This window comes from Devosia sp. (genome assembly GCF_034675085.1).
In the GTDB taxonomy this organism is placed as follows: domain Bacteria; phylum Pseudomonadota; class Alphaproteobacteria; order Rhizobiales; family Devosiaceae; genus Devosia.
Genome location: NZ_JAUCDN010000213.1, coordinates 1 through 5,766 on the forward strand (window position 1 = coordinate 1; position 5,766 = coordinate 5,766).

The 5,766-nt window shown below is 65.6% G+C and carries 5 protein-coding genes; all 5 read right to left on the reverse strand.

The annotated features are described in order from the left end of the window. A partial coding sequence (locus tag VDP82_RS12890) for an ABC transporter permease subunit (protein ID WP_416347114.1) occupies positions 1–192 on the reverse strand: 192 nt, incomplete at its 3' end. Next, positions 189–1,274: an ABC transporter permease gene (locus VDP82_RS12895; RefSeq protein ID WP_323015252.1), complete on the reverse strand. Its 1,086-nt coding sequence runs from the start codon at positions 1,272–1,274 to the stop codon at positions 189–191. The genes VDP82_RS12890 and VDP82_RS12895, both read right to left, overlap by 4 nt. Then, positions 1,271–2,800: an ABC transporter ATP-binding protein gene (locus VDP82_RS12900; protein WP_323015253.1), complete on the reverse strand. Its 1,530-nt coding sequence runs from the start codon at positions 2,798–2,800 to the stop codon at positions 1,271–1,273. Before VDP82_RS12900 ends, VDP82_RS12895 begins: the two co-directional genes overlap by 4 nt. Further along, positions 2,790–3,653 (reverse strand): xanthine dehydrogenase accessory protein XdhC, encoded by an 864-nt coding sequence (gene xdhC / locus VDP82_RS12905; protein ID WP_323015254.1) that lies wholly within the window; start codon positions 3,651–3,653, stop codon positions 2,790–2,792. Before xdhC ends, VDP82_RS12900 begins: the two co-directional genes overlap by 11 nt. A gap of 37 nt (positions 3,654–3,690) precedes the next feature. Beyond that, a partial coding sequence (gene xdhB / locus VDP82_RS12910) for a xanthine dehydrogenase molybdopterin binding subunit (RefSeq protein WP_323015255.1) occupies positions 3,691–5,766 on the reverse strand: 2,076 nt, incomplete at its 5' end.

Genomic DNA, 5,766 nt, shown 5'->3' on the forward strand with positions numbered 1-5,766 from the left:
GCCGAGCCAGGGGTTTCCGGTGGTATAGGTGACCGCGAAGGCGATCACCGCGCCGATCAGCATCATGCCCTCGACGCCCAGGTTGAGCACGCCGCTTTTTTCCACCACCAGCTCGCCCAAAGCGGCGATGAGGATGGGGGTGGAGGCGCCGATCAGGGTGATGATGATGGGGATGATGAGATCGGTATTCATGGGGTGACCTCCGCCGGACGCTTGCCCACCACCCGCACCCGGTAGCGGACCAGGAGGTCGCTGGCCAGAAGGAAGAACAGCATCATCGCCTGGAAAATGCCCACCGCCGCCGCCGGAAGCTGGATGGTGGTCTGCGCCACCTCGCCCCCGACCACGGCCACCGCCATGGCCAGCCCGGCAAAGATGATGCCGATGGGATGAAGCCGGCCCAAAAAGGCGACGATGATGGCGGTGAAGCCGTAATTGGTGGGGAAGGACGGCACCATGCGCCCGAAAGTGCCCGAGGCTTCCAGCACCCCGGCCAGCCCGGCCAGCGCGCCGCTGGTCAGCAGCGCCAGCCAGATGGTGCGATTGATGGAAAAGCCGCCATAGCGCGCCGCATTGGGCGCCGCCCCCACCACCTTGACCTGATAGCCGAAAACCGAGCGGCCCATGACGAACCACGCCGCCACGGCCACCACGACCGCGATGGGCACGCCCAGATGCACGATGGTGCGCGGGATGATGAAGGGCAGCGTCTGGTCGGCGGTGAACATCCGCGTCTGCGGAAAACCGAACCCCATCGGGTCCTTCCACGGCCCGATGACCAGATAATTGAGCAACTGGATGGCCACATAGGTGAGCATCAGGCTGGTGAGGATTTCATTGACCTGCAATTTGGTGCGCAGCAGCGCCGGCAGCACCGCCCAGGCCAGCCCGCCCAGCATCCCCGCCAGGATCATCGCCGGCAGGATCCAGGGCCCGGAAAAGTCGCGCGTCAGCAGCGCTACGCCCGTCGCCGCCAGCCCCCCCAGGATATATTGCCCCTCGGCGCCGATATTCCACACATTGGCGCGATAGCCGATGGCCAGGCCCACCGCGATAATGATGAGCGGGGCGGATTTCACCGCCAGGTCCTGCCATTTGAGCGGGTTGACGATTGGGGTGACGAAAATCTCGCGCACCGCCCCCAGGCCGTTATAGCCGATCAGCGAGAACACGATCGCCCCCACCAGCGCCGTGGCCAGAACCGCCAGAACCGGCGTCAGATAGAGCATGAGGCGCGAGGGTTCGGGACGTTTTTCCAGTCGCAACTGCATCATGCGGCCTCCGTCGCCCCGTGAACGCCGCCCATGAGCAGGCCGATTTCCTCGATGCTGAAATCCTCCACCGCCCGCACCGGGCTCAGCCGCCCCATATTGATGACGGCCAGCGTGTCGCAAAGCGCGCGCAATTCATCCAGGTCCTGGCTGATGACGACAATGGCCGAGCCCGCCGCCGCCAGATCGACCAGCGCCTGGTGGATGGCCGCCGCCGCGCCCGCATCGACCCCCCAGGTGGGCTGGCTCACCACCAGCACCGAGGGCTTTTGCAGGATTTCCCGGCCCATGATGTATTTTTGCAGGTTCCCGCCGGAGAGCGAGCCAGCAGTGGAGGCCGGCCCCAGCGCCTTGACGGCGAAATCGGCGATCACCTTGCCGGTATAGGTCTGGGCGGCGCCCGAATTGATCAGCCCCATCACCACCATGCCCAGGCGGTCGCGGGCGGTGAGCACCGAATTGTCGCTGAGGGTGAAATCGCCCACCGCCGCATGGCCATTGCGCTCCTCGGGCACGGCGCACAGGCCCTGCCGCCGGCGTTCGGTGGTGTTCATCAGGCCCATGGCCCGCCCGTCCAGCGTGATGGCGTCGCCATGTTCGCCATTCACCTCCCCCGACAGCGCGTCGAGCAGAGCGTTCTGCCCATTGCCCGCCACCCCGGCAATGCCGAGGATTTCCCCGGCGCGCACCGAAAAGCTCACATCGCTCACCGGCACGTCGAAATGGCCGTGCTTGTGGGTGGTCAGCCCCTTCACCACCAGCTTGGGCGCGCCGAAGCTGCGCCCCTCGGCCTTGACGATATCCCTCAGGCCCGAGCCGATCATCTTTTCGGCCATGGAGCGGCTGGTTTCGGTTTTGGGATCGCAGATATCCACCAGGCGCCCGCCGCGCAGAATGGTGGCGGTGTCGCACAAGGCTTTGATTTCATGCAGCTTGTGGGAAATGTAGAGGATCGAGCAGCCTTCGGCGGCGATCTGGCGCAGCACGGTGAACAGCTGCTCCACCTCCTGCGGGGTGAGCACCGAGGTCGGCTCATCCATGATGAGCAGGCTCGGATTGAGCAGAAGGGCCCGCACGATCTCGATGCGCTGCCGCTCGCCCACCGAAAGGGTCGCCACGGTGCGATGCGGATCGAGCGCCAGCCCATAGGCCTGCATGACCTCGCGGATGCGCGCTTCCAGCTCGCGAGCCGGAATCTTGGCGTCCATGCCCAGCGCGATGTTTTCGAGCACGGTGAGCGCCTCGAACAGCGAGAAATGCTGGAACACCATGCCGATTCCCAGCTTGCGCGCCGCCTTGGGATTGGTCACCACGACCGGCTGCCCGTTCCAGCGGATTTCACCGCTATCGGGCTGCATGATGCCGTAGATCATCTTGACCAGGGTGGACTTGCCGGCGCCGTTTTCCCCCAGAAGCGCGTGGATTTCGCCCGGCCTGACGGCAAAACTCACATTGTCATTGGCGAGGACGCCGGGAAAGCGCTTGGTGATGCCGCTCAATTCGAGCCGGTAGGGAATGCTAGCGTCCAATTGCCACCCTCTTCTGGTCGGGGGCATGCGCTTTTGCGGTGTCAGCTTCCCGATGCCCAATGTGAACCATAATCTCGGCTGCGGCCAGTGCCGCAATAACGGCCGGACGCTTATCCCCAAGCCCCTGACGCCCGATGGGCAGAACCAGCCGCTCCAGCGCCGCCCGCTCCCCGCCCTGCTCCACGAACCAATTGGAGAATTTCGCCCGCTTCGTGCGCGAGCCCACCATGCCCACATAGGGGCTGTCGGGGCGGGCCAGCGCTTCCTGGGCGATGAGGAAATCGAGCGCATGATCGTGGGTGACGATAACATAGCTGGTGCCCGGGGGCGCCTTGCGCACCATGGCCTCGGGCATAGCCACGGCCTGGCCCCTGACGCCGGCCGGCAATGCCGCTATTTCGGCGCGCCGCGTATCGAAAACGTCGAGTTGCACCGGCAGCAGCGCCAGGATCTGCGCCAGCACCCGCCCCACATGGCCGGCGCCGAACACATAAACATGGGGCAGTTCGGCCTCTTCGGCCTCGGCCCGCGCCATCAGTTCAGCCCGCAAATTCGCATCGAGATAGCGCAGCGCCACATCGACCCGCCCGCCGCAGCATTGCCCGATCTCGGGGCCCAGCGGCACGTCCATGGCCGCCTCCGCCCGCCCTTCGGCCAGAAGCCGGCGCGCATGGTCGATGACCATATATTCCAGCGCCCCGCCGCCAATGGTGCCGAGCAGGGTTTCGCGCCCCACCAGCATGAAGGTGCCCTGTGCGCGCGGGCTCGACCCCCGCACCCGGGTCAGTTCGCAGACGATGGCGTCGGGCGTCGCGGTCAGGAAGCGGGCGAGGTCGGCGCTGCGCTCGGTCATGGCGGTGTGCCAGCGCTCAGATTGCCACGCACCGCCCTCACCCCAGCCTCTCCCGTTTCATGCGCTCAACGCCCATCAGCACGCGCTCGGGCGTCACCGGCGTGTCCAGTTGCGGGGCGATGCGGTAGTCGGCCACGCTCGCCACCGCCATGCCCAGCGCCTCGACCACGCTCATCGCCAGCATCAGGGGCGGCTCGCCCACCGCCTTGGAGCGGCCGATGGTGGGTTCGCGGTTGACCGACCATTCAGCCAGTTTCACGTTGAAGATGGGCGGCAGGTCGCTAGCCAGGGGGATCTTGTAGGTGGAAGGGGCATGGGTGCGCAGCTGTCCCTTGCCGTCCCACACCAGTTCCTCGGTGGTCAGCCACCCCATGCCCTGGATGAAGCCGCCCTCGACCTGGCCGATATCAATGGCCGGATTGAGCGAGCGCCCCACATCGTGGAGGATATCGACGCGGTCCACCTGATATTCGCCGGTCAGCGTGTCGATGGTCACTTCGCTCACCGAGGCGCCATAGGCGAAATAATAGAAGGGGTGGCCCCTGCCCTCGTCGCGATTCCAATGGATCTTGGGGGTCTTGTAGAAGCCGGCGGCGGAAAGCTGCACGCGGTTCATATAGGCCGAGGACACCAGTTCGCCGAAGGGCACGAATTTGCGCCCCACCTGCATGCCGCCCTGCACAAACAGGCAATCGCCCTCCTCGGCGCCGTAATGGCTGGCCGCATGGGCGACGAGACGGCGCTTGATCTGCTCGCAGGCGTCCCAGGCCGCCATGCCGTTGAGGTCGGAGCCCGACGAGGCGGCGGTGGCCGAGGTATTGGGCACCTTGCCGGTGGTGGTGGCCATGATCTTGACCTGGTCGAGCCCGACGCCGAAGGCATCGGCCACCACCTGGCCCACCTTGATATAGAGCCCCTGCCCCATCTCCGTGCCGCCATGGCTGAGATGGATGGAGCCGTCCTTATAGACATGCACCAGCGCCCCAGCCTGGTTGAACCAGGTGGCGGTAAAGGAAATGCCGAACTTGACCGGGGTAAGGGCGATGCCTTTGCGCAGCACCTTGCTGGTGCGGTTGAAAGCCAGAATGGCCGCGCGCCGTGCCTGATAATCGGCCGACTGCTCCAGTTCATCGACCACGCGATGGACGATATTGTCCTCCACCGTCTGGTGATAGGGCGTGATGTTGTTGGTGTCGGTGCCGTAGAAATTGGCCTTGCGGATGTCCAGCGGGTCCTTGCCCAGCGCATAGGCGATGTCTTCCACCCAGCGCTCGGCCGCCATCATGCCCTGCGGGCCGCCGAAACCGCGAAAGGCGGTGTTGGACACGGTATTGGTGTAAAGCGGCTCGCTGACCGCCCGTACCGCCGGATACCAATAGGCGTTGTCGCAGTGAAACAGCGCCCGATCGGTCACCGGCCCCGACAAATCGGACGAATAGCCGGCCCGCGCGCCATAAACGGCGTCGATGGCCTGAATCCGGCCCTCGTCATCGAACCCCACATCGTAATCGACCACGAAATCGTGGCGCTTGCCGGTGGCGCTCATGTCGTCGTCGCGGTCGGGGCGGATCTTGCAGGCGCGGTTCCATTTCTTGGCCGCGAGCGCACTCACCACGGCGAAAAGATTGCCCTGGGTTTCCTTGCCCCCGAAGCCCCCGCCCATGCGGCGCACCTGCACGGTGACGGCATGCTGCTGGATGCCCAGCACATGGGCCACCATGATCTGGGCCTCGGTGGGATGCTGGGTGGAGCTATAGACGGTGACGTCCTCGTCCTCCCCCGGCACCGCCAGCGCGATATGGCCTTCGAGATAGAAATGATCCTGCCCGCCAATGGCGATGGCGCCCTTGAGCCGGCGCGGCGCGCTTGCCAGCCCGGCAGCCACGTCGCCGCGTTCGAGCTTGAGCGGCTTGGTCACCAGCCGCCGCCCCGCCGCCTGCGCCGCGCGCACGTCGAGCGCCATGGGCAGGTCTTCATACTCGATTTTGGCCAGCTTGGCCGCCCGCCGCGCCCCGTCGCGCGTTTCGGCCACCACCGCAAAGACCGGCTGGCCCCAATATTGCACCGTGCCATCGGCGAAAAGCGGCTCGTCATGCACATGGGCCGAGCTGAT

Coding starts and splice junctions, on each gene's coding strand:
- VDP82_RS12895 (WP_323015252.1), bottom strand. CDS start 1,274: ATGATGCAGTTGCGACTGGAAAAACGTCCCGAACCCTCGCGCCTCATG.
- xdhC (WP_323015254.1), bottom strand. CDS start 3,653: ATGACCGAGCGCAGCGCCGACCTCGCCCGCTTCCTGACCGCGACGCCC.